The 24,132-nt window shown below is 40.1% G+C and carries 16 protein-coding genes; 2 read left to right on the top strand and 14 right to left on the bottom strand.

Going from position 1 to position 24,132, the window contains the following annotated elements:
* The first annotated feature begins 71 nt into the window (after nucleotides 1-71).
* Nucleotides 72-1,088: an SUMF1/EgtB/PvdO family nonheme iron enzyme gene (locus TW85_RS24215; RefSeq protein WP_046019715.1), complete on the top strand. Its 1,017-nt coding sequence runs from the start codon at nucleotides 72-74 to the stop codon at nucleotides 1,086-1,088.
* 100 nt (nucleotides 1,089-1,188) lie between these two features.
* Here the strand turns inward: TW85_RS24215 and TW85_RS24210 are convergent, their stop codons facing one another.
* From TW85_RS24210 to TW85_RS24145, 14 genes are all read right to left on the bottom strand, one after another.
* Nucleotides 1,189-3,672 (bottom strand): LysM peptidoglycan-binding domain-containing protein, encoded by a 2,484-nt coding sequence (locus TW85_RS24210; RefSeq protein ID WP_046019714.1) that lies wholly within the window; start codon nucleotides 3,670-3,672, stop codon nucleotides 1,189-1,191.
* 10 nt (nucleotides 3,673-3,682) lie between these two features.
* Nucleotides 3,683-4,300 carry a DUF4123 domain-containing protein gene (locus TW85_RS24205; RefSeq protein WP_046019713.1) on the bottom strand — a complete coding sequence of 206 codons (618 nt, stop codon included), beginning with the start codon at nucleotides 4,298-4,300 and terminating at the stop codon, nucleotides 3,683-3,685.
* Complete coding sequence (gene tssI, locus TW85_RS24200; protein WP_046019712.1) at nucleotides 4,279-6,390, bottom strand: type VI secretion system tip protein VgrG; 2,112 nt, start codon at nucleotides 6,388-6,390, stop codon at nucleotides 4,279-4,281. The genes TW85_RS24205 and tssI overlap by 22 nt, the downstream gene beginning before the upstream one ends.
* 302 nt (nucleotides 6,391-6,692) lie before the next feature.
* The gene (gene cobO, locus TW85_RS24195) at nucleotides 6,693-7,301 is read right to left on the bottom strand and encodes a cob(I)yrinic acid a,c-diamide adenosyltransferase (RefSeq protein WP_046019711.1); all 609 of its coding nucleotides are present in this window, start codon (nucleotides 7,299-7,301) and stop codon (nucleotides 6,693-6,695) included.
* 110 nt (nucleotides 7,302-7,411) lie between these two features.
* Nucleotides 7,412-7,894, bottom strand: a complete 483-nt coding sequence (locus TW85_RS24190) for an SRPBCC family protein (protein ID WP_046019710.1) — start codon at nucleotides 7,892-7,894, stop codon at nucleotides 7,412-7,414.
* A 2-nt stretch (nucleotides 7,895-7,896) separates the two neighbouring features.
* Nucleotides 7,897-11,634: a methionine synthase gene (gene metH, locus TW85_RS24185; RefSeq protein WP_046019709.1), complete on the bottom strand. Its 3,738-nt coding sequence runs from the start codon at nucleotides 11,632-11,634 to the stop codon at nucleotides 7,897-7,899.
* Nucleotides 11,635-11,867: 233 nt separating this feature from the next.
* Complete coding sequence (locus TW85_RS24180; protein WP_046019708.1) at nucleotides 11,868-13,787, bottom strand: hypothetical protein; 1,920 nt, start codon at nucleotides 13,785-13,787, stop codon at nucleotides 11,868-11,870.
* A 118-nt stretch (nucleotides 13,788-13,905) separates the two neighbouring features.
* Complete coding sequence (locus tag TW85_RS24175) at nucleotides 13,906-16,383, bottom strand: EAL domain-containing protein (protein ID WP_046019707.1); 2,478 nt, start codon at nucleotides 16,381-16,383, stop codon at nucleotides 13,906-13,908.
* Between the two features lie 567 nt (nucleotides 16,384-16,950).
* Nucleotides 16,951-19,584: an aminopeptidase N gene (pepN, locus tag TW85_RS24170; protein ID WP_046019706.1), complete on the bottom strand. Its 2,634-nt coding sequence runs from the start codon at nucleotides 19,582-19,584 to the stop codon at nucleotides 16,951-16,953.
* Between the two features lie 25 nt (nucleotides 19,585-19,609).
* Nucleotides 19,610-20,437 (bottom strand): DUF2797 domain-containing protein, encoded by an 828-nt coding sequence (locus TW85_RS24165; RefSeq protein WP_046019705.1) that lies wholly within the window; start codon nucleotides 20,435-20,437, stop codon nucleotides 19,610-19,612.
* Nucleotides 20,434-20,727: a DUF1315 family protein gene (locus tag TW85_RS24160; RefSeq protein ID WP_046019704.1), complete on the bottom strand. Its 294-nt coding sequence runs from the start codon at nucleotides 20,725-20,727 to the stop codon at nucleotides 20,434-20,436. Before TW85_RS24160 ends, TW85_RS24165 begins: the two co-directional genes overlap by 4 nt.
* Before the next feature lie 28 nt (nucleotides 20,728-20,755).
* Nucleotides 20,756-21,631: a rhomboid family intramembrane serine protease gene (locus tag TW85_RS24155; protein ID WP_046019703.1), complete on the bottom strand. Its 876-nt coding sequence runs from the start codon at nucleotides 21,629-21,631 to the stop codon at nucleotides 20,756-20,758.
* A 49-nt stretch (nucleotides 21,632-21,680) separates the two neighbouring features.
* The gene (locus tag TW85_RS24150) at nucleotides 21,681-22,562 is read right to left on the bottom strand and encodes an NAD(+) kinase (RefSeq protein ID WP_046019702.1); all 882 of its coding nucleotides are present in this window, start codon (nucleotides 22,560-22,562) and stop codon (nucleotides 21,681-21,683) included.
* A gap of 140 nt (nucleotides 22,563-22,702) precedes the next feature.
* Nucleotides 22,703-23,617, bottom strand: a complete 915-nt coding sequence (locus TW85_RS24145; RefSeq protein ID WP_046019701.1) for a pyridoxal-phosphate dependent enzyme — start codon at nucleotides 23,615-23,617, stop codon at nucleotides 22,703-22,705.
* A gap of 235 nt (nucleotides 23,618-23,852) precedes the next feature.
* Between TW85_RS24145 and TW85_RS24140 the strand changes: the two genes are divergently transcribed.
* Nucleotides 23,853-24,132, top strand: a 280-nt coding sequence (locus tag TW85_RS24140; protein WP_046019700.1) for an FAD-binding oxidoreductase, incomplete at its 3' end; no start/stop codon positions are given.

Raw genomic sequence — 24,132 nt, 5'->3', positions numbered from 1 at the left:
TCGCATTTATACTTGCCTCATTACTAGAGTAAAGCACTCTCAAAATAGACAAATGATTCAAGGAAGAAAAAGTGTTTAAGACAAAATTAGCGACATTATCTGTTGCATTTTCATTACTAACGGCATGTGGTGGGAACGCCTTACAAGTTAAAAGCGAACATGTCTCCAATGAGAAAATTACTGAAATAATAGCCAATATTGAAAGTCTCTATCCTGATGCAGATAAAGAACTCAAACAGCATATTCTGTCTGTTGCAGTTAAGTCCATGGACGACATGGTTTTTGTAGAAGGTGGCAGCTTTATGATGGGAGATTTTAAAGCGCCATGTGAAATTGCAGACTTAGACAAAATAGTTTGGACTCCCTTTGCTGATTGCCCATCAAGCTACACTTCATACGAAACGGGTGCGATCAACCTTCACAAGGTAACCTTATCAAGCTACTCCCTATCCAAATACGAAACTACCTATTATGAATTTGATGCTTTCAAAATAGCAAATAACCTTCCTGTTCTTAGAGCAAAAGAAAGGGTCGAGTACCCTGTCATTGTTAAAGCAATTATGAATAAACCCACGCCCATAAAAAAATGGCAAGAAGCCAAGGACTACTGTACTTGGATAGCAAAATTAACTGATTTACCCTTTGATTTGCCTACAGAAGCGCAATGGGAATACGCAGCCCGAAGCCGTGGATATCTTCAGTATTATGCAACCAATGATGGCTATATTCGCTATGAAGAAGGTGCTTTAGAAGGTACAAATGGTAATTACCATGAATATACAAAAGATGAGATCAATTACGAAAGTGATTATCAAGAAGTAGGGTTATTACCCCCCAATCCTTTAGGTTTATATGATATGACAGGTAATGCATCTGAATTAGTCAATGATTGGTATTCTCCTGATTACTATCAAAACTCACCAGAGCATAACCCTCAAGGTCCTAAAACTGGGCAATATAAATCTATGAGGGACCTCTATGGAAGCAAGAGATTTGTTACGACTCGTGGTAAATTTGAAGATCAAGAAGATTACTATGTCACCTTTGGCTTTCGTTGTGCTCTCCAACAAGCAACAGCAGCTTGGTAGTGTCTAGCACTAATTAATAAAGCTCAAATACAAACTTCCATATTTGAGCTTTATTAAAATACAATATATTTAGAGTATTACTGACAAGGAAACATTTTTTCTAAACGTAAAGCTCATCTAATTGATTATAAGCATGTAGTTTTACAGCTTGTTCTTTAATTAGCTGGTGCTTTTGTATTTTCTGCTTATTACTCAGAAATGCGATATTAAATGCCCTTTTCACAGGTGTTGACTGGTTAGGCATTTTACTTGAAAGTTCATGCACCCAAATATTAAAACTATCTTGCTCTGCATTATCCAATATCGCATTGATGCGTGCCATATTATTAAAGATTGCTTTATCCCCACCGTTTTTTGCTTCTGGATTCATTCTACAAAGCACTTCTTCAAATTTACGCCAAGTCTTAACTCCTGTTGATAGAAGTAGCATAATAGCTCTTTGCTGCTTTTCTTCTTGTCGATAATCATCCATATCAAAGCTAATAACAAAAGTAGTTACCAAAATATCAAGCATCATAGCAATTGCCTCAGGAGGCAATTGGCTCATAGGGAGCCCTGAAATAGTTTTGTTATCTAAAATCGATTTACTTATTTGCTTGGCCTCTTCAATTTTGTATTTCTTTGATTCCCATTTTTCATTTCTTTCTGCCCACCAATTTTTAAGTTTAGTTTCACCAGCAATTATCACAGATGAAAGCACTACTTTTGGCAATGCAAACCCCATATATGCTGCACGATAAAAGTAACTAAAAGCATCTGCATCGACATTTTTCAGTTCACGGTTATCAGCCACTTCAAGTGCTAAAAAGACAACTTTAGCGAGATCCCACAGTTTATCTAACCCAACCTCTGTTGCAAAACTACCAGCAGCACCCGGGCCAAAAACTAGCCGTGCAGAGCATGAAAATTTAAATTTGCTTCCTTCAAGCCCAATAGTGAAGTCCATTCCAGCGCCAACACCACCTGAAAGTGCTAAACCTGCTCCTACTTTTGCCAATACTGCAAAGTTTTTTGTACCAACATCTTTAGGTGGTTGCCATTCCAATGCACCATATAACTCACCGCCAGCTTGTGCGCCTGCAAAGGCATCTCCTTTTAAACTCACTCCCCTTTTTTTCTTATTGAACTCCATACCAATTTTTGGTGATAAGAGCACGCTTGCTCCAGAACTTGCTCCCACAAAGCATACCAAGCTAATACCAGCATTTACTCTAAAACAACCCAGCGGTACTTTTGCTATTTTTTTATTGGCATCACGATAATTAATTCCTATTGAGTAGCCTTTTTCATAAGGAACATAGACTTTTGCTTCTACCTTACCTTCTGCTAAAGCAAAATTGGCTTGAGCACCGATATTCAGGTCAATTTTACCTTCTGTTAAATTAATATCCGTCTGGGCAGAGGCTTGTGCAGAAAAACGTAATAATTGCGCTTCCGCATTAGCAGCAAAACTCACTGTTCCATCATCATTCTTAATTGACTTTTCTGATTTCCATTTATCAAAAAAAGCATAATCAAACAGCTTCCATTCTTTAATCTTTAGCTCAACTTTTGCTATAACTTTTTCTTGATCCGCATCTTTTACACTGCTCTTAATATCATCAAGGATAGCTTTACCTATACGGGCTGGATCGCGGGATATAAACGCATCCTTTAAAGCAGAAGTTACCGTCCGTTTAGACAAATAGTTTTCAATTTCGCGGGTAATAAATTCTTGTCTGACATAAACAAAACGATCTCGGCTGACGGTAAGCACTTCTACCACTCCATATCTAGCCACCGCTCTTTGTTTTAAAGTGGTTTCTTTGCCTGCCATTTTTGATTGATCAACAGGTTTATAATCACTTTTTTGATAAGCAGGCTCTTTTTGCAACTGTTTATTCAGTAATGCCAGCTCACTGTCTATCTGCTCTAACTTTTTACGTTTTAAGGCAGTGTCTGATTGCTGAGAGAAAAAAGGATGATACTCATGAATAAGCTCTCTTTGTCTTCCAAGCTCTTTGATACTTGCTTTAATAAAATCCTGACTTGGTAAGTTCTCATCTTTTGTTGAAGGCACTGTATTTGCTTTAATGGCACCTGCTTGATCAGCTTTTTTTACCCAAGTTTCTTTCTTTTTAGCATGCTCAATTAAATCTTGCTTCACTGCTGTCGCACTATCTGGCGCGGATGCGACTATGTCACGATAGTCCTGCATCAAACTATCGACAAAAGCGATTTCTTTTTCAAGTTCTTGGCTGGCTGATTCATCTAGAGGGTAATAATATTTTTTATCTTGGGTAAGAAAGAGCACATCTTCAAAAGGTGTTACAACACAAGCAGGCTTACCTTCGATACAACCTTCTTCGTTAGCAGGTCTTTTAAGCTCGACTGGCGCTAGAGGCTCCGCTTCCTCTTCTTCTGTTTCTTCCAGTGTAACTGGCAAAAGAACAATTTGCCCCGGTTGAATTAAGTCAGGATTTAGATGGTACTGAGGGTTAAGCGCTAATAGCTCAAAATAATCAACATCTTGCTCATACGCAATTGCCATTAACTGATCATCGGGCTGCACAACATATTCACGGGTATAATTCGATTGGCTCATGTGTTTTGTTTCATCCTTGAAAACGAGCGTCTTGTAACGCTACTTGAAGTCTTTGCATGGTTTCTTTTAATGTTTGCGTCAAAGTCAGATGGTAATCAGTCACCTCATCTGAAGGATCTTGTTTCAAGCTATGCCATCCATGATGAAACCATTGAATTCCCTCTAAATATCCCATCCATAAACTACGATCAATTTCACTTAAAGCGCCTAAAAAAACGGCTAAGTTTCTTGGATCATAAAAGCGTAGAAGAGCCTGATTTGCATCTTCCCCCGAAGAAACAATGAGTTTACTTTGACAATGCTGATATAGGTCTTCAAAACTAGCCTGAGAAGAGACAAGACAACCTGCTGGCGTTGACGTTAGCACATCATTTAATTGCTCAATAAGAGTACCTTCTGGGTGCAAATTCATAAAAAAAGGACCTTGATCTGCATTGTCGTTAAACAAGGTATTTTTAAACAAAGGCTGAATTTCAACCTCATGTAAAATCTGATCTTGGTAAGCCCACTCTTTTATTGTTGGCACCAATAAAGAGTCGATAATGGCATAATGGTTTAGCTCATGATTAAAGCTGGCTGTCTCTGTTTTTTGCCATGGCATTGACGCTAGGATTTGTGAATCGGACATGTACCACCCTCACCACAATTACACAGCTCAGTCACTAACGCGCCGCTTTGAACTAGCTCTGGATACTCAACCTCAACTGCTTCAAACGCCACTTCTTGTACATTGGCTTCCCCTGCGACTGCCGTGCCTTTTTCTAGGGCTATCATGCTTGGGTCGATAACTTCGGCTAGTTCTAAGAACTTAGGTAACTCAGCAAGCTGGCCTGCATAAGCTGCACCGCTGCCTGCGCCACCGCCTGAGTTAAGATTAATAGCCGCACCTGACATGCTTACTCCAGCAGCATCTATTTTGACGGTACTACCGCCCGCACTTAATAACATTTCAGCACCCGCTTCGATAACCACCTTGGTACCGGCTTTTAGGGTGACATCGGTACCCGTTTGGATAATGTGCTTGTCTGTAATTTTGATATGAAGTGAATCGTCTGTTTGCTGGCTATGATCACCCGTGATGGTCTCAGTTTGATTTCCTTCTACTGTCAGGTTGTCATTAAGACCAACTTGTTCGAACCTATCATGTCCGACAGCTTGAGTAAGGTCGTTCGCAATCGTTTCCGTTCTATCGTTTTGCACCTTAAGGTTTAAATCCTTCTGAGCATGAAGGTAGATTTCTTCTTGCTCTGCTTGGTCTTCAAAACTTAATTCGTTAAAGCCTTCCCCCTGGTGAGATTGGGTGCGAATCACTGTCTTACTTTTATGCTCAGGCAAAGCATAAGGAGGTTGATTATTCGCGTTATAAGTTCGTCCTGTCACGATCGGTTGATCAGGGTCTCCTTCTAAAAAGCTGACAATGACTTCATGACCCACTCTAGGCAAAGCTTGCATGCCATATTGGCCACCAGCCCAACCTTGGGAAACACGCATCCAACAGCTAGAAAACTCGTCTGCTAACCCTAATCTATCCCAACTAAATTGCACCTTTACTCGGCCAAATTCGTCACAATAGATTTCTTCTCCAGCAGGACCAACGACCGTCGCTATTTGCGGGCCATCAACACAGGGCTTGCTATTAACATAAGGACGCCATTGGCGCGTGGCGGGAATGACATCAAACTGGTTGTTATAAGTGGTTGCACCCTCTCCACCCATTTCTTCAAGTGCTTGAGGCTGAGTACCTGTGTGTTCAACACTAACGATTAACCAATCCTGATTACATTCCTCTTGCGGATGCTCAAGTAAGCTAACTTTATGGCCAGACATTAAACTAGCAAGGTTACTCTCACCTTTAGCGGTAATAGCTTCTTTTCTTATGGCATTCAGACGGTACTGTGAAAACGCTTTACCACTGTCATCTGACTTATAGCGCCCAGGGTAATCATAATGCTCATAAGTAGCTTGCTGAGAGTCGAGGTCTGTCGCAATCGTTTCATGTAAAAAGCTGTATTCAGGGCGCTTAAAGCTATAATCTTTAAGCTGAACACTGGACACATCCGCTTCTGTATAACGTTTAAACGTACGCACATAAGGGTGATCTGCCAAACTCCCACCTAAGGTATTATAAACAGCTGGCAAGGCTAAACTTGGCGCATTTTGGGTATCGTCACAGAAGACTAAAGTATGTTTCTCTTCTAGGTGACTAAAGTAATAAGTCAGACCCTCTTCTGCCGCTAAGCGACTGATGAAATCCAAGTCAGTTTCACGGTACTGTACGCAATACTCTCTTTGCTCACATACCCTAGCAGTGGAAAAAGCATAATCTGTGATTCCCATTTCTTCGAGCAAAGAAGCCATAATTTCAGGCGCTGATAGCAGCTGAAAAATACGGCTATTATGTCTCAAGCTTGACCGTTTAAATGCGGGTACCATTTCGAGACGATAAAAACTGTGATGCAGGCCGGTATCCCCTCTTTCAAAGGTTTGCGCTATACCTTGCCATGATTGAGTGATTAAACCATTCTGCCAAACTTTTAAGCTAATATTCTTATCTAAAACCTGCTCTGGTGTGATTCTTTCATCACGGCTCGCCAGCGACACATCAAACTGAAATAAACGTGAAAGAGACTCTTGTCCTTTAAATTGAGTCACGACAAATGCCGTCTCAGGTAGGCCCTCTACCGTGAGGGTAAATTGCAGTCCACTATTTAGTGCCATGGGGTAATATCCATATAAATCAAAAAAGTAAAAAGCGCCCAATCCATACGCCTATCAAAAGTTGCTCATTCTCTTTCATCATGGAGTTGACCCCACAATGTGAGCAAAAGCAGCCACTAAAGGAGCAAAATTTATACCAAGGAAGAATAAAGCAGGAATCAGCGCTAATTAAGCTTCAAAGGCCCCATATCTAGGCAAGTTGTTGCTAATTTTCGAGTAATTAATTGCCCGGAAAACAAAAAAGCCGATAACGAGTTTTCGTTATCGGCTTTTTAAAAAGAATTTATAAAAGCAATTCAGGCTTAGAACTCCAAGCCTTTTTGCGCTTTGATCCCGCGCTTAAAAGCATGTTTTACTTCTTTAATTTCACTGACAGTATCTGCAATCTCAATTAGAGAGTCAGATGCACCACGGCCTGTAATCACAAGATGCTGAGTGTCTGGCCGCTGCATTATTGCATCCAACACGTGATCCTCTTCTAGATAATCGTAATGCAAAAGATAAGTCAGCTCATCCAGCACAACAAGGTCATAGCTGGCATCTTCTAACAAGGTTTTTGCTGAGGCCCAAGCCGCTTTTGACGAAGCGATATCTTGTTCTCTATTTTGGGTTTCCCAAGTAAAACCTGAATCCATAATAAACCAGTCTACATTAGGCTGAGCCTTGAAAAAACTGATTTCACCAGTATCCCAATCTCCCTTTAAAAGCTGCACCACGCCTACCTTCATACCATGGCCTAATGCTCTTGCTACCATACCTAACGCAGAACTAGATTTACCTTTGCCATTACCCGTTAGTAAGACAAAGGTTCCTTTATCCTGTTGAGCATTAGCAATACGCTTGTCCACATGCATTTTGATTTTTTGCATCCGTTTAGCATGTTGTTCAGGATCTTTTATTACTTTAGACATGGTCAAACACCGGTATTTAAAATCTTAAATGGAGAGTTAATACTTTTGCTTTTATCTAGATACTTTTTTTTAGATACTTTTGTCTAGACACTTTTAACTCGATTAGATAGTTAGACGTTATCAAAGTCATCTAAAGTATCATCGTCATTCGCAAGGGTTTCGAGCTTTTCCTTCAATGCCAGAAGATGAGCTTCTAGCAAGGCTTTAGTCAATAAATGCTCATTATTATAAGCACTCGTTTTCATCCAACCTTTATATTCCAGCGTCATTTCCACATAAGTATGGCCCTTATCATTTAACGATAAGTGAGTCGTCCATCTCTCTTCTAACCACCAAGCATAAGCACGCTGAAAATGAATTGACAAAAGATTAGGTGAAGACAACTGACTGACAATGCCCTTTCGAACTTGACGGCCACTTAAGGTATTGAGGGTAAATTTAACCGGGCCAGATAATAATGTAGAAGCGCTATCTAGCACCTCTACATGCATAACAGAAGGCGACCAAAGGCCATAAATTTCGATATTAACTAATTGCAGCCACACTTCATCAATGTCAGCTGCAATTTCGATATCAAGGGAGCAAGTAAACAAGCTTATACCTTATCGTCTTCAGGGTCATAACCTAAGTTAGGTGCTAACCAACGCTCAGCATCATCTTTAGACATGCCTTTACGCTCTGCATAGTCTTCAACCTGATCAGGGCCAATCTTACCAACACCAAAGTAACCACATTCTGGGTTCGCAAAGTACCAACCACTTACCGCTGCTGTCGGCAACATTGCATAGTTTTCGGTAATGCTAATGCCAGTATTTTCTTCGATGTCCATCAAGGCCCATAACTTATCTTTCTCAGTATGATCAGGACAAGCAGGATAACCAGGCGCAGGACGCATACCTTGGTATTTCTCTTTAATAAGCTCTTCGTTAGTTAAAGATTCATTTGGTACATAGGCCCAAATTTCCTTACGTACTTTTTCATGTAGGTATTCAGCACAAGCTTCGGCTAGACGATCAGCCATCGCTTTGATCATGATGCTGTTATAGTCATCATGGTCCGCTTCATAAGCGGCAACTATCGGATCAATTCCAAAACCTGTTGCGCAGGCAAAGGCTCCCATGTAATCCGCCATACCCGTTTCTTTAGGGGCGACAAAGTCTGCTAAACAGTTATTGTATTTACCAGGGGCTGTTAACTCGTTTTGCAAACGCAAGAAAGACAAGGTCTCTTTTACTTCTGTACGGGTTTCATCGGTATAGATTTCAATATCATCATGATTAACTTGGTTAGCAGGGAAAACACCCACGATTGCTCTCGCATCAAGCAGTTTCTCATCAATGACTTTATCTAACATGACCAAAGCATCGTTATAAAGCTTAGTCGCTTCAACGCCAACCACTTCGTCTGTCAGTATACGAGGGAAAGCACCAGCAAGCTCCCATGTCATAAAGAATGGAGTCCAATCGATGTAGTTTTTAAGCTCTGCCAAATCGATGTCTTTTTCAGTGAAGACGGTAACACCTAATTTCTTAGGTTTAGGAATTGGAAGAGTCCAATCAATTGGCGCTTTATTTTGGCGCGCTTTATCAAGTGAAACTCGACGTCCAGCTTTACTACGCTCTTTATAACGCTTACGAGTTTTCTCGTAATCTAGCTTAATTTCATCAATAAACTTCTGACGCTTTTCAGTATCTTGGCTCAATAAACTCGATGCGACACCCACACTACGAGAGGCGTTAGTTACATGCACCACCTGACTACGTTTGTAGTTTTGCTCAATTTTTACCGATGTGTGAGCTTTTGAGGTAGTCGCTCCACCAATCAAAACAGGAATATCAAACTCTTGACGCTCCATTTCTTTGGCAACATGTACCATTTCGTCAAGAGATGGTGTGATCAAACCAGACAAACCAATAAGATCAGCATTTTCTTCTCTGGCGGTACGCAAAATTTTCTCAGCAGGCACCATGACACCTAGGTCAATTACTTCATAGTTATTACACTGAAGCACAACACCTACGATGTTTTTACCGATATCGTGTACATCCCCTTTCACTGTCGCCATGACAATTTTGCCATTACTTGAAGAGGCCTGATCTTGGTTCCGGGCTTTTTCTTCTTCAATGTAAGGCATGAGATAAGCTACCGCTTTTTTCATTACTCGGGCAGATTTTACTACCTGAGGTAAGAACATCTTACCTGAACCAAATAAGTCACCAACGATTCCCATACCATCCATCAATGGACCTTCAATGACTTCTAGAGGGCGAGTATGAGAAAGACGTGCTTCCTCTGTATCTTCATCAATAAATTCAGTAATACCCTTAACCAGAGCATGACTTAGTCTTTCGTTTACTGGCAGAGAGCGCCACTCTTGCACCTGTACTTCGTTGTCGTTAGACCCTGTACCAAGAAACTCTGTCGCTATTTCTAATAAGGCATCAGTCGCATCGTCTGTACGATTCAGAACAGCATCTTCAACTGCATCACGTAATTTAGCTGGAATATCATCATACAAGGCCAATTGCCCTGCATTCACAATACCCATTGTCATACCTTGCTGAATCGCATGGTATAAGAAGACGGCATGGATAGCTTCACGAACAGGGTTATTACCCCTGAATGAGAAAGAAACGTTGGAAACGCCACCAGAAATTAGCGCATGGGGTAGTTCACGCTTTATATCGCCTGTTGCTTCAATAAAATCCAAAGCATAACGGTTGTGCTCTTCAATACCTGTTGCTATCGCAAAGATGTTAGGGTCAAAAATAATGTCTTCTGGTGGGAAGCCAACTTCTTCTGTCAGAATTTTATAAGAGCGTCGGCAAATTTCGATTTTACGTTCACGAGTATCAGCTTGGCCAACTTCGTCAAAGGCCATCACTATTACAGCCGCGCCATATTTACGTAATTGACGCGCTTGTTGGATAAATTTCTCTTCGCCTTCTTTGATACTGATAGAGTTAACTACACCCTTACCTTGAATCCATTTAAGGCCCGCTTCAAGAATCTCCCACTTTGAAGAGTCCAACATAATTGGCACTCGAGAGATATCAGGTTCAGAAGCTATTAGTTTCAGGAAACGCACCATAGCCGCTTCCGAATCCAACATACCTTCATCCATGTTGATATCGATAATTTGAGCGCCATTTTCTACTTGCTGGCGTGCAACATCCAATGCAGAGTCAAAATCACCTTCTTTGATAAGACGCTTAAATTTTGCCGAACCTGTGACATTGGTTCGCTCACCTACGTTTACAAACAAGGTGTTCTCATCAATATTAAAAGGTTCTAAGCCTGAAAGACGACACGCTTTTGGAATAACAGGAATGGCTCTTGGTTTCGCATTCGCAACGGCATCAGCAAAAGCTTTTATATGAGCTGGTTCTGTACCACAACAACCACCAATAATGTTAAGGAAGCCAGAGTTAACCCACTCTTGCATCTCTTCTAACATTTCTTCTGGAGTTTCGTCGTATTCACCAAAGGCGTTTGGTAATCCCGCATTTGGGTGAGCAGATACATTCACATCAGCAACGCGTGAAATCTCTTCCACATATTGACGTAGATCTTTAGGTCCAAGTGCGCAGTTAAGACCAACAGAAATAGGGTTAGCATGAGCAACAGAGTTCCAAAAAGCTTCTGTTGTTTGGCCAGAAAGCGTACGGCCAGAAGCATCTGTGATGGTACCTGAGATCATAATTGGATAATTCACACCTGTGGTTTCAAAATACTCAAGCACAGCATAGATAGCCGCTTTAGCATTCAAGGTGTCAAAAATTGTTTCTATCAGAATGAGGTCTGATCCACCTTTAATAAGACCATCAACGGCTTCTGTATAAGCAACGACGAGTTCATCAAATTCGATATTTCGATAACCTGGATCATTCACATCAGGCGAAATAGAACAAGTACGGCTTGTAGGGCCTACCGCACCAGCGACAAATCTTGGCTTATTTGGGTTTTGTTTTGTGAACTCATCACAAGCTTCACGCGCTAATCTTGCCGATTCAAAGTTTAATTCATAACTTAAGGCTTCCATCCCATAATCAAGCATGGAAATAGCGTTTGCGTTGAAGGTGTTTGTCTCAACAATATCCGAACCAGCTTCTAAATAGGCTCTATGGATATCCTTAATAATTTTAGGTTGAGTTAGAGATAAGAGGTCATTGTTACCTTGAACATCACTAGGCCAATCAGCAAAACGATCACCACGAAAATCACTCTCAGTGAGCTTATATGCTTGGATCATGGTCCCCATGGCACCATCTAATACCAAGATATTTTGTGCTAAACGCTGTTCGACTAATGAATATGACTTTGATTTAACCACAGAACTTACCTCAAAAAACAAAATGCAAGGCTACTATACCCAAATGCAGGAAACTTGTTAGTGAAAATTAATAATAGCTAAATGAAAAAAATCGGAATAAAAAATAGCTACTAAGAAATGAAAAAAAGCAGAGACTCACATCTCTGCTTTAAATTTATAAAAAGTCTTTAAAAACGGTGATTAAGCCATCTCTTTTCAAACAAATCAATCAAGCAAATGCTAAGTGACACCGCCTAAACATTATCGGGTTGAGACTTGTTTAATTTGCCAATTAAGAAACCACCCATTAAGCCAGCAAAAATAGCGATAATCCAAAAGCCATATTTCTCTAACAAATTATCATTTACCAAACTTAGCACCTGTTGATCACGGTAGATTTCTTTCAAAATTCTATCTTCTTGATATTGAATATCTTGATGAATAAACAAATTTACATGGGCAACTTGGCTTTCACTTACCCCTTTTGCTCGCCAGCGCCATTGCAATTGGCCATCCGCCGCTTGTGCTTCAGCAGATACAGAACTGACCAACTCTAATGAGCTGTCACCTATTAATTCAGCAATGAAAACCTGCCCAGCAATTGAGTCATTCACATTAGCTGTAAGGATAATTTCAAATGAAGCACCTAACTCAACTTGCTTGGGAATCTGCCAACGCACATTACTCAAATTTGTCGCCAGATGACTTTTAAATCCAGCACTGATCGCTTCAAGCTCAATCAAGTCAGATAATTGTGCTTCAAGGCTTTGGCGAGTTTCTTTAGCGGACTCAAGTGCTAACAAGCTTTCTTCATATCTAGCCTGTAAGCTAACTAACTCTTCTTTTGCCAAGGTTAATTCATTTGTTAAGCTTTGCTTTTGCTGTGTTAACTCTTCAACACTTGCTTGTGCTGCTTCAAGATCTTGTCTTAGTAATGCTTGTTGCTCACGGCTAACAGCTTGGGCTAACTCTAATTGCTCAAATTGATAATTCCGGGCTTTATGATCAGCATTTAAATCCGATAAGGCTTGACCTAATCGTGCAATTTCAATGTTTTTTAAGTCAGATTTATCATCGCTTTGTTCAAGGTTAGCAAGCTTATCCTGATACTCATTTAATAACTTTTGCTGAGCAGAGATTTCGCTCTCTAATACTAAAATTTTGGCATTGAGAGTACCTAACTCTAATGAGTTATCGGCAACAGGCAGTGCCGTTGTTAACTGACCAGAAGTCAGTTTATCTAAACTCGAGGATTTCTCTCTTAAAGCACTATTATCAGCTTCAAGGCTGGCAATTACTTTATCTTTTACTTGAATTTGATCCCAAAGAGTTTGTTGCTGCGCTCTCGCATCAGAGATAGCACCACCTAAATCTAAGTTCTTTTGCCTCAATTCAGCGTAATTAGACGCAAGAGTTTGATTCGTTTGCTTTAAAGTTTGATGTTCATCATCAAGCTGATTTAAAGTTTTTTTCTGTGCTAGATGCTCTTTATCTAATGCTTGGTAATCGGCATCTAACAAGCTGTATTTATGCAATAACGTGTGATGAGTACTATTGAGTAAATCATAATCTCTTTGCAACCCGATAATACTCAAATCTTGCTTAACATCTGCCACACTCTCTTCCGCTGATATTAGATTATCACCCTCATCAGCTAACTTATTTTCCATTTCGATATTGTGGGCAATAATTTGCTCTTTATATAAACGGTTTTGAATTTTAAGCGAGCTGATAGCATCACTAAGCTTTTCGTTTTCAAGCTTTAAGTTTATATAGTTAGCTTCTAGCTCACTTAGGCTTTGTTTTTCAGATTCAATTTCAACTAACTTTGCAGTATTCGTATTATTTTGAGCATTTTCTAGACGGGAAATTTTAGCTTCTTGCTGATCCAACTGACGCGTTAAATTCGTAATTTTTGTTTGATTATTACTGATGATTTTTTCAAGTCGATTAATTTCTTGATCTTTAGCTGTCACACTTTGAAGCAATGCTTGATTCTCACCTTGATCAAGCTGCTGAACCTGATTCACAACCTCAGTTTCTAAAACCTCAGCTTTAGCTACTTCAACAACTGTGGGCGACTGACTTTGATCTGTGTTTTGAGTTGCTGTACTACAAGCAGAAAGGATACTCGCTAACGAGAATACCAAGCAATATTGCTTTTTCAATTTCATTCCTCACTCCATCAACAGCTGTTAAAACAATGACCTAGATAAAATATGAACAAGTAATCATATGCCAAAATCAGGCTTAAATGCAAAAATAAGCCTGTTTAGTCAACCATACGTCAAATCAAAGTATCTTAGGATTCGTTTTTTTGGGATTAGTACTCAATGAAACCACGTTAGGGTGATCCAATGTTTCAGCAAGGTTTCCCATTAACAATTGGTAAAAGTCCTGTTGTTTAATTGGTTTAGAGAACAAGTAACCTTGGTACATCATCTTATGTTGTTTCAACCAATCAAGTTGAGCTTGCCACTCAACACCTTCGGCAACGATATCCAACTCTAAATGCTGGCCAATTGAGATAATGGCAGTAACTAGAGCCTGATCATTATGGTCAATAATCAGATCCTGAATAAAACTGCGATCTATCTTAATCTTATTCACTGGTAAGCGTTTCAAATAGCTTAATGAACTGTAACCTGTACCAAAATCATCAAGAGAGAAATTTACACCAATTAGTGCCAGTTTTTTCATTTTAGCAACGGATTCTTCAATATCTTGAATCGCAGAAGATTCAGTAATCTCTAATTCAAACAAGTCTGCCGGCATAGAGAAGTCACGTAATGTTGCTTTAAAGGTTTCAATAAAGTTTTTGGAGTGGAGCTCTATCGCGCTAACATTAAGGGAAATTCTAAACCCCTCAGGTAATACTGAAAGTAAGTCCTTCTCGTTAATAAAGGCGCATAAATCACGCAACAAGCCATCACTTATGTCGCAGATAAGCCCAGATGACTCTAAGAAGTCGATAAACTCATTCGGACCAATTAGGCCTTTCTCTGGATGATTCCAGCGAATCAAGGCTTCTGCACCGAGCACTTGGTTAGATCCGACACAAACAATAGGCTGTAAGTAGAATTCAAATTCTTTGTTTTCAATGGCGCTCTTAAGGTCATTTTCTAAGCGCACATAACTAGCAACCTCTTGCGTCATTTCCATCTTAAACATGGATATACGATTGCGACCAGCTGATTTAGCGTTATACATTGCAGTATCACCAAACTTAAACAGCTCTTCGGCGTCCGAATCTTCTTCAGAGAAAATAACAACGCCAATACTGGCGGTAATACGGAACTCATTTCCCTTGATATGCAAAGGCTGCCTAATATCACATAAAATAAGCTCGGCTGTGCTGACTATCTTGTTAATCGCCGTTTCTTTATCTTCATCAACACCACTTAAAATAATACAGAACTCATCACCACCAATACGCGCCAAAGTGTTGCTGCTATTTATCTTTGAAGCCAGCCTATCGGATAAAGCCAATATAATTGAGTCGCCAACTGAGTGACCTTTGGAATCGTTTATCAGTCTGAATTCGTCTAAATCTATATATAAAAGCGCACCAAACTGTTTATGACTGGCTGTATAGGTGATGGCCATGCCTAAACGGTCTAAGAAGAGTTCACGGTTAGGCAATCCTGTGAGTTGATCCTGATAAGCAACTTGTATCAGCTGTTTCTCACGGGTAATTTTTTCCGTCATGTCACTTGCGACTAACAAGAGACTAGCATGGCCTTCATACACTATGGCGGTATAGCTAATTTGCAAAACACGCTTACGAGCCATGCCATCTGTAAGCTCACGTTCAACTTCATAGGACTCTTCAAGATTATGAATAACTTGAATGAGTTCGTGAGCAAATCTGTCTGCTTCTTGAGAGTTCACGCCGCGATGCAAATCTAAAAAGTTAGCCCCTAATATTTGCTCTGTTTTAACACCATAAAATAAGTTTGCAGAATTGTTCGCAAACAACACGGTTAAATCACGATCTAACGCCATCACCATATTAGGGTTAACATCGATTAAGGCTTTTAATTGGTCGCGGTTTTCTCTTAATGCACTTTGGTTTATTTCTAATTGATTCAATAAGGAGTTGGTTGTATCAACAATGTCGGATATTTCACCACTATCGTGATGGCGCATATGCTCAAGTCGATATCCCGCTGGCTGTTTGGGATCTATTTTCATTAATTGATCCCTTAGCTTCATAAGAGGAATTGCTAAGATATTTTGGAAAACAACGGCCAACAAGAGGCCAAGCAATAAGTTTCTTAATACACCTGATACAAGCACATACCAAGCACGCTGGAAAAACGGTGCCATAGCAGCATCGCCATTGACTTCAAGAATCAACTCCCCTTCACTCACTTGCGAGTCATTAATCAAATCGAAAAGGTGTGTTTCCGTGGAGTAACCAAATAAGTTTGATAGCCAATAAGTATTAGACTGCACAGGTTGACGAACAAAAGAGGCCAAAATATTTTTACGATCGTCGACTAATTTAACCTGATTTAAAAAGTCGAAATGAGACAAGCCATTTACTAATTCTGAAGCAAGGCCAGGATCAAGCTGATGTACAGCACGCTGAGCAGCAGGCGCTGTAATTGAGAAGATCTCTTCTACCTTGTCATCTATCAACTTAGCTTGATTATCAAAATCACTATAAAGCTGAAGCAAGCTAACTAATAAGCCAAGAATAAAGGCAATGGATACCGTTGACCGAGTCAACTTAAAGGATAAACCAGTTAAAAATTTATTATTCATAAAATAAAAAACAAGCACTTATCATGAGAATATGTTGCAACTATTTAGATAAGATTATAGTTACTTGTTTAATTACCTCCAGCTAAACGAAAAATAGCAAGTGACTTAGGAAGCTACGAATGAGTCACCAGTTCTTAGTCTTATCAGAAAAAAGTCAATCAAGGCGTTACTTTAAAGTAATTCAGCTACCTTTCTAGAAGAGACAACGCAGATTAACATTTTTTCTGTAAAGACCCTTAGGGTGTGACCTAAAAGCCCTACCTTTATGTTGAAGCTCTTATCAATATAATAACGATTAAGTTGTGCACTTCGCCATAAACCTAAATGCTTTTATCCTCTCGCTGAGGCGGGAAGACTTATTCGCAGTTTCCTTATTAACCCATTCAGTTCAACTTTCAGCATGTCAGACTCGGAATTTAAATCAAGGGTAAAAGCATCATATTGCAAAAATATGAAGTCATCTCTATAAAAAGCAAAAAACCTAAGAGCGTTAACTCTTAGGTTTTTACAGTAATCTAAAATGTCACTTCGTTAAAGTTATTTAATAACCTAAGCAAAACAATTAGTTCAGGCTAAAGATTTAGAAATAACCTCATAGACATCTTTAGAAAGTTCTTGTGCTTGCACTCTTTCTAATTCTGTTTTCATTAGGCTTGATAAACCTTCTTCCATTTTACGCCAGCGAGTAAGCGGCGTACAAAGTCGTGAAGCAAGCTGCGGATTACGCTTATCAAGTTCAATGATTAAATTTGCCAAAAAGGCATAACCGCTACCATCTTCATTATGGAAACAAGGCACATTTTGCGTTAAACCACCTAATAAAGCTCTCACCTTATTTGGGTTTTTAAGGTCAAATGCATCATGTTCCATTAATGCTTTAATTCGATCTAGACTATCTTCACCTTCTTGAGAGGCGCTCAACATAAGCCATTTATTTACGACTAATGACTCATTTGACCACTTGTCATAGAAGCCTGCCAATAAACTTTGAGCATCTGGATGCTCACTATTCACAGAGATAGAAAGTGCTGAGAACTCATCTGTCATATTGTCTGAGGTTAAGCATTGTTCAGCAATAACAGGCACAACCTTAGCATCCTGACTATCAGCCCAATAACTCAAGACTACATTCTTAAGCTGTCGCTTCGCCATTTGCTCTGAATTAGGCAAATATGCTTCAGCAATTTTATTACGCTCATAACAAGCCATCAGTTCAGCAGTTAATTCGGTTGCTATCATTTGCTTCAAGAACTTACGCGCTTTAGCAATAGCTTTCGGGTCAATGCTCTCGGCAAGCTCGGCTAAATAAGAGGCACTTGGCAGTGTCAAAATCAAAGCAACCATAGCAGGATCTAAGCTTTCATCTTTTAAAATGCTAGCAAATCCTTCAATCAAGTTTGATTCAATCGCCAGTTCTTCACCGGCCTTTGCCTGCTCAATCAAAGTAGATAGCTCATTTACCGCCAGTTGCTGAGCTGCACTCCAACGATTAAACCCATCAGTATCGCTAGACAACAGCAACAATAAGTCTTGCGCATCTAAATCTTGCTTCAACTTAACCGGCGCTGAGAATCCTCTTAACAATGAAGGAACCGCAGCTTGAGAAACACCCTTAAACTCAAAGCTCTGTTTCAATTGGTTTAGATGCAGAACGTGCTCTTTCGCCGCCACACCTTGATACTGAGTCGTTAACTCTTGCCCATCCTTACCGACAAGGCCCATTCTGATTGGCATGTGCAATGGTAGTTTGGTCGGTTGACCAGGTGTAGCAGGTGTCATTTGCTCAACATTCAGAACCAGGCTTGATTCAGCTTGGTTATACTCAGAAGTGACAGTCAATACAGGTGTACCTGCTTGAGAGTACCAACGGCTAAACTGTTTAAGGTCTACACCACTAGCATCTTCCATCGCTTTAACAAAGTCATCACAGGTAACCGCTTGGCCATCATGACGTTCAAAATAGAGATCTGAACCCTTACGGAATGATTCTTCACCTAACAAGGTATGAATCATGCGAACTATTTCAGCGCCTTTCTCATAAATTGTCAGAGTATAAAAGTTTGATATCTCGATAAATGACGCTGGACGCACTGGGTGCGCCATAGGCCCAGCATCTTCAGCAAACTGAGCAGTACGCAAAAAAGAAACGTCTTCAACACGTTTTACCGTCGGAGAGTTCATGTCAGCTGAGAACATTTGATCGCGGAATACAGTAAAGCCTTCTTTCAGACTTAACTGGAACCAATCACGACAAGTGACACGGTTACCAGACCAGTTATGGAAGTACTCATGAGCAACAACAGCTTCTACACGTAAAAAGCCATCATCTGTCGTCGTTTCAGGGGTAGCTAATAAACAAGATGAGTTAAATATGTTTAACCCTTTGTTTTCCATTGCTCCCATATTGAAGTCATCAACGGCGACAACCATAAAGATATCAAGGTCATATTCACGACCATAAACCTCTTCGTCCCACTTCATAGAACGTTTTAGCGAGTCCATCGCGTAATCGACTTTATCGATATTATGGCTTTCTGTGAAAATCTCTAACGCAACCTCTTTACCTGACATAGTGGTAAAAGTGTCTTGGATTTTTTCTAGATTACCAGCAACAAGTGCAAACAAATAAGCAGGTTTTGGGAAAGGGTCATGCCAAACAACGAAACGTTTACCTTCTTCTGTCTCGCCCTCTTCAATCTGATTACCATTAGCAAGCATGGTTGGATACTTTTCCGCATCAGCTTCAATTCGAGTCGTAAACACAGACATCACATCTGGACGATCTAGGTAATAGGTAATATGCCTAAAGCCTTCCGCTTCACACTGGGTACAAAACATAGAAGAAGAACGATACAAGCCCTCAAGACGAGTATTGTTTTGCGGCTCAATTAAGGTTTCGCAAGTTAAAACAAATTTATCCGGTGTCGCCGTAATAATTAGCTGTTTGTTATGCAAACGATATTCAGCTTCTGGTAACTGATAATCGTCAATTGCAATAGCAACCAACTTCACATCTTCACCACCATCTAAAACCAAAGGCGCATTGCCTTCTTTAGAGGCAGGATTACGACGCATGTGTAAATGAGACGTTACTATGGTGACAGAATCATCAAGGTCAAAGATAAGCTCTGTTTTATCAATTAAAAACGGGGGAACTTTATAGTCTTTTAAGTGAATCGCCGCAGGCTGAGCTTCTTTCATAATTATTATTTCCTATGCGCTGATGCTAATGGCTAAACGTAACCTGATAGCCAGTATATTTACGTATATTAATTACCCCAGTATCCAGTAACCAATATTGACCTTTTATGCCTAACAATGTGCCTTCTACCAAAGGGGTTTTCTCAGCATTAATGCTCACCACTTTTGTTGGAAAGCTCAAAACTGGGTATTCAAATTTATGGGTAAAATTTTCTTCTGATAAGTCAGTAATTGACTGTATGCCAAATTCATACTGTAGGCTATCTAAACCCTCACCTAGCAAGGAAATTAATCTCTCTTGCTCAAACTCTAAATCAAGGTCGTCGGCATTTCCTTTAAGCATGTTACGCCAATTAGTTTTATCAGCGACTTCTTGCTTAAAAAGCGTTTCAACGAGTCCTGACAAACGGCGGTTTTGCACACTAAAAATGGCGCGCCCTTGGGTCGCACCTTGATCAATCCAACGGGTTGGCAATTGATCGCCACGGGTAATACCGACTTTTAAGCCTGAGGAGTTAGCCAAATAAACATAATGGCTCTGCATACAGTACTTTTCCGCCCATTCGGGTTCACGGCAAGTACCTAAATGATGATGACATTTTTCAGGGCTCATTATGCAGGTATCACACGCTGCTAATTTCTTAAAACATGGGTAACAAAAGCCCTGACTAAATGACTTTTTAGTCGGTCTTGAGCAATTAATACAGGCAATACTACCATCAAAATTCAAGCTAACTTTTTGTCCCAGCAAATCATTCATATTGATGCTGGTATCAGCTAGGTTCAACTGATAGCTGACTTTGCCATCGCTTGAAACCTGACTCGTCATTTTTCTTATACTACCTGAAATCATGACTTCTTAGACTCTTTGTCTGCAAATGGCTGATCGACCCATTTCACTGTTTCATGCTCTAAGGTATCCGTTTTTGAAGAACACCCTAGGTGCGCATTACGATCAATAAAACCAACGCGCTCATCTTCACCTTTATTAGTGTAGTCATAGGTAATGACAGCTTGTAAACAAAGTTCTTTCTGCTCATCGGTTAAACGCACACCATTGGGCCATTTGCCCAGTTCCACCGCAAGCTTGATGCTTTCGTAAACTTCTGGCGACATATTGTCGATCATTTCTTTAAAATTCATAATTTTCTCTTTGTTACAACTCAGCGAATTAGCGTCTCTTCTGACAACTCGCATAAAGGTGATATAAATAAGCACAAACAAGGCCGCTAACTAAGCCGCTTAAATGGGCTGTATTTGCTATTTTGCCAACACCTATCTGCTCAAAAAAGCTGGTATAGCCCAATGCCAACCAAAGCAATAAAAAGACCATAATAGGCTTAGATATCAAATCAGGGCAATTGGGAATCAGTTTTGGCGCTAACCAAGCAAAACCAATAATGGCATACACCACACCAGACATCCCCCCGAATAAAGGAGACTCCGACGCTAGGTATTGCAAATAGTTACTCGCCAAAGCCGTAATCAAAACCAATAACAGGTAAAAAACCGAGCCAATTACCTTTTCAATCTTTCGGCCAATATCCCATACCCACAGCAAGTTAAAAGCTATGTGTATCATTGAGAAATGGATAAAGATGGGAGTAATAAGTCGCCAGTATTGATGGTTTTCAAACAAATAAGAAAGATGTGTCGTCGTTAAATAGTTACCACTAACCTGAATAGGTAAAAAACTAAACCAAGACAGTGATGAGTATTGACTGCCTAACCCTGTTAAAAATGCGACTAAAACACTGATTAAAACCAGCCCTACATTCACTGGGTAAAGACTAATTAGCTTAATTGCTTGAGCCTGATTGAAACCAGAGGCTTTTTTAGATGCCGGTGGAATTTGCGCGAGTTTATCGGGCTCGCCTAGGTACATATTAAGAATTTGCTGCACCATAAGCACATGACGTTCATCAAGTAGCCAGAGCTGATTGACCCCGTCTTTATGTATTATCCGATGAGGAATGCTCTGCTGCCATAAGGTTTTGCTCAAAGCAGCAGGATCTTGATCTAAAGTAAACTGATAAACAAAAATCATGTTAGAAAAGGTTGCGTACCTAATATATAAACGCTTAATCCATGCTTAATTAAGAAGTATATCCCGTTTGCCAGCCTAACTTACTTCGGCAAACATCATAGAAGTCGTGGTTTTTAGGGTGTATCAGCCTAATACCACCTTCTTTACGAGCTATGTGAATCTCATCACCTGGTGCGGCAGTTATATGCAATTGACCATCACAGCTCACACTTGGATAAGTTAAGTTAGAATCACATACAACAATTCTGATCTTAGCATTGGCATCTATCACAATTGGTCGATTACTTAATGTATGTGGGTGCATAGGCACTAATACAATCGCATCCAATTTTGGCAGCATGATAGGACCACCTGCTGATAAAGCATAAGCCGTTGAGCCAGTTGGTGTCGCTACAATAAGACCATCAGACTTTTGGTTCATGACAAATTGATCGTCAATGAACATATCAAAACGAATCATTCGCGCCGACTTACCCGGGTGCAGAACAATATCGTTCAGAGCATTACCTTCACCGCTAGGCTTATTGTTGCGGGTAATTTTAGCATCAATCATGAAGCGTCTTTCTTCAAAGTACTCGCCTGCAAAAATAGGATCGAGCTCTTCTTTTAAAGCCGTTGGAGAAATATCTGTTAAAAAGCCTAAAGTACCTCGGTTAATACCCAGTACAGGAATGTCATAATTACAAATAGCGCGGGCAGCACCTAAAAAACTACCATCTCCACCGACTACCATCGCCAGGTCACAGTTATCACCTAACTCTTTAATTGGCGCAATATCTACCTTCACACCCGGTAGCATTGCACTTAAATTTTCTTCAAGAACTGGCTGTATGCCTTTCTTGATTAAGTAATCCAGTAGTTTTTTTACCGTTTCTAATACTTTGGGGTTATCCAGTCTGGCAATAATGCCTACCCTTGCAAACTGACTCATGTACGTCACTCTTTGATAATCAATACTAAAAACAAAAGGATAAAATCATTGCTGTTTTTCAACAGATGACAATGAATTTGCTGCGAACTTTACCACGTCATAGAAAAGAACACTAAAAGCTTAGCTATTTTTGTCAGATATTATTGATATCCACTCCATCCTTGCAAGCCACCTGTATGAATAAGCAGCAAGTTTCTATTATCTAGATGCCCTTTGATTATTTCTTGTTCAAGACCATACACAACTTTTGCCGTATAAACCGGATCCAGCTTTAACTCTGGATTGAGTAAATGTAGCTTCTCAATGTAGTCTTTTAACTCTTGAGGCAGTTTAGCGTAACCACCATGATGATAATCACCTATGATTTTTAATCGTTCAATATCTGTCTGAGGGTTTTGGGTTAAAGCAAAGCGCTGAATATCATCCAAAAGACCTTCTCCACCCTTAAGAGCAGGAAACACCAATACGTCAGGCGAATTGTTTTCGTTTTTTGTTTCGTAGGCTAAAAAACCTGCACTTGTTGCTCCCGTGCCAGCACTGACAACCCAAGTATCAAACTCTCCTAATGCTTGAGCTTGAGCATGGATTTCCTGAGCCCAGTCACAGCACCCTTTCACACCTAGGGAATTAGAACCACCTTCTGGCACCCAATACGCTTTTGGATAGTATGCTTTAAGATCTGCGACTAACTCAGACTCCATTCCGGCACGATAATCAATGCGCTTACTCGGCCATAAAATACCGCCAGCCTTCACAAAGTCTCTCAATGTTGGTGTCAGCTGAGGGTGTAACTCCCCCCTCACAATCGCAATGGGCGTAATCGCGTAGGATAACGCAATATTACCCAAGGCATGCAGATGGTTCGAGTAAGGCCCGCCAAAGCTAATGAGTTGTTTCGCTCCCTGCGCTTTTGCCGCTTCTAGATTAAACTTTAACTTATGCCACTTATTTCCTGGGGCTTGCTTGTGCTCTAGATCACCACGATAGATAGCAATACGAATATTTTTCGATTTTAAAAGCGGGTTATCTAGGGTAAGAGTTAAGGGATGTATCATGCGTGTTCCATGTTACTTATGATCATTGGAAAAATTTGAGGCAAAAAAAAGCCCCGTTTCAAACGAGGCGAATACTAACATACTAAGGAATCTATAAATCTGAGCAAGCTCAAACATTAAAATATCTGACATGCATAAAAATGATAAGTTCAATATTTTTTTTCATTTTAGATATTCCCCAAAACGACCCTTTATTTGTTAAAATCTCCTCGCCATTCCAGTAGAGACAAAAAACATGATCCCTAAGCTGTCAGATATCACCCCAACTCAATCCCTCTATTTAAGCTTTATCGAGCATTTAAAAGCCGATGGCTTTAGTGGTGATACTAACCCTGACTATGCCAACCGCGTTGTACTCGCCACGGACAACTCTATTTATCAAGTCCTGCCACAAGGGGTTATTTATCCCAAGTCTGTGGCTGATATTCAATTACTGACTCGCCTTGCCCACCTTGAAGAATTTCAATCCATTGTACTAAGCCCGAGAGGCGGCGGTACGGGCCCTAACGGCCAGC

Source organism: Marinomonas sp. S3726 (genome assembly GCF_000967665.1).
In the GTDB taxonomy this organism is placed as follows: Bacteria; Pseudomonadota; Gammaproteobacteria; order Pseudomonadales; family Marinomonadaceae; genus Marinomonas.
This window is presented reverse-complemented; position numbering and strand designations above follow the sequence as displayed.

Bases quoted from the DNA above. Each gene is read 5' to 3' on its own strand.
- pepN (WP_046019706.1), bottom strand. From the start codon at position 19,584: ATGAAAGAAGCTCAGCCTGCGGCGATTCACTTAAAAGACTATAAAGTT.
- TW85_RS24165 (WP_046019705.1), bottom strand. From the start codon at position 20,437: ATGATTTCAGGTAGTATAAGAAAAATGACGAGTCAGGTTTCAAGCGAT.
- TW85_RS24205 (WP_046019713.1), bottom strand. From the start codon at position 4,300: ATGTCCGATTCACAAATCCTAGCGTCAATGCCATGGCAAAAAACAGAG.
- TW85_RS24155 (WP_046019703.1), bottom strand. From the start codon at position 21,631: ATGATTTTTGTTTATCAGTTTACTTTAGATCAAGATCCTGCTGCTTTG.
- TW85_RS24150 (WP_046019702.1), bottom strand. From the start codon at position 22,562: ATGAGTCAGTTTGCAAGGGTAGGCATTATTGCCAGACTGGATAACCCC.
- TW85_RS24210 (WP_046019714.1), bottom strand. From the start codon at position 3,672: ATGAGCCAATCGAATTATACCCGTGAATATGTTGTGCAGCCCGATGAT.
- cobO (WP_046019711.1), bottom strand. From the start codon at position 7,301: ATGTCTAAAGTAATAAAAGATCCTGAACAACATGCTAAACGGATGCAA.
- tssI (WP_046019712.1), bottom strand. From the start codon at position 6,390: ATGGCACTAAATAGTGGACTGCAATTTACCCTCACGGTAGAGGGCCTA.
- TW85_RS24175 (WP_046019707.1), bottom strand. From the start codon at position 16,383: ATGAATAATAAATTTTTAACTGGTTTATCCTTTAAGTTGACTCGGTCA.
- TW85_RS24180 (WP_046019708.1), bottom strand. From the start codon at position 13,787: ATGAAATTGAAAAAGCAATATTGCTTGGTATTCTCGTTAGCGAGTATC.
- TW85_RS24160 (WP_046019704.1), bottom strand. From the start codon at position 20,727: ATGAATTTTAAAGAAATGATCGACAATATGTCGCCAGAAGTTTACGAA.
- TW85_RS24145 (WP_046019701.1), bottom strand. From the start codon at position 23,617: ATGATACATCCCTTAACTCTTACCCTAGATAACCCGCTTTTAAAATCG.